Consider the following 1,396-nt stretch of genomic DNA (forward strand, 5'->3'; position numbering starts at 1 on the left):
AGAATAGATTGCTCATTACACATCCCTGAAACTCAGGGGTTTGAATCACGCAGTCGGGATCACGGAAACCAATTTAATGGGTCCAGAACCTAGGGAAGGTCAGCACGCCCTACCATGAAAAGTGCTGCCACCGTCTCCGATGCAATTGTCCGGAGCGTGTAGTCGCCTCACAGTGTTTCAGGTGGCCAGTCACTTCTAACATACCGGAACAGAAAGCTTGAATAGTCCCATTCGTCACGCAACGCTGTTTCTGTGTACTTCTGAAACAATTTGTCCTCATCCCAAACTTCGGTTTCCTTAAGTGGCAGGTGGAGGTATCTTGACGTTAAATGGGCCAAAGCGGCAATGCCACCGACAGACAAGCCGCGCTCGACTGCGAGGCGATGGCCCAGAAGCGTCAGCCAGTAATGCGGTAGATCGAATTGCACATGACCAAACCATCGCCTGCGGCGGGTTATGCTAAGAATACGCCGCGCTTGGGCAATATCTGCCTGATATGCCTCACTTGCTTCGAACAGCGGCGGAACCAGAAACACATTGTACCGAACCCGGTTAATCTCTAATTCCAGCAGGTTGATATGGAAGTCGTGTAGGCTCCTCTTGTCCGAGTGGGCCAAGAACCGGGCAAAGAAGTCTCTGACGGGATTGGGGACCAAGTGTAGAATGAGAGTCTCTCCATGCTCTTTCGCGCTTCGCACAAAATATTCGGGAGGCGCGCGCAAAATCTCAAACGCGCCATGCCGGATCCCGAAATCATCCCACAGAAAAGGACGAAGCCGACGAGCAACGGGAGTTGAACATTTGCTCATCCTGGCCTTCGCTTTTCTGCTGATGGTGCTATTCGGGACGGTGCGCGGTGGGACCGACAACCTGCACGCGACCTGACACGCACCGGCGGGCCATTCGTGACAGATATTAACCCGGTTGCGGGCTTGCCAATGGGCTTTATTGACGGCGTGGATGCCTCTCCTGACGGCATCGTCATGTGCCAATGTGATGTTTATTGAAACCACCACATGAGGAGAAAGCAACCATGTCTGATGTTACTATCATCGGGATTGATCTGACAAAGCGTGTTTTCCAACGGCATTGCCAACTTGGTTGCACGCGGCTGATGGCGATCTGGTCTGCGTCCGTTAGGCGGTCATTTCGGCAACATAGCAGTCCCAAAGGTCGAAGGCATCGGTTCTGGAGTTACGGTATGAGACGGTGGAGAGTTGATGGCGGCGGGAGCGAAAGACGGTGTTGATCTGATCGTGAGCGATAAGGAGCCTTTGCGCCTGTCTTGGCGATCCGTCATTTGTTAAACTTTGGACTTGATCTGACGGACACCTCAGCTTTGAGTGCTGAGAATATGAGGTGCGCTGTCCGATTGGTCTGGCGCTTTGATGGTCTT

1 protein-coding gene is annotated in these 1,396 nt (G+C 52.8%); it reads right to left on the bottom strand.

Annotated elements, in window-relative coordinates:
• Positions 1 to 167: 167 nt before the first annotated feature.
• The gene (locus ACR0DT_RS25035) at positions 168 to 809 is read right to left on the bottom strand and encodes a hypothetical protein (protein WP_480713344.1); all 642 of its coding nucleotides are present in this window, start codon (positions 807 to 809) and stop codon (positions 168 to 170) included.
• Between the last annotated feature and the right edge of the window lie 587 nt (positions 810 to 1,396).

It is taken from the genome of Ruegeria sp. BI11, assembly GCF_056538005.1.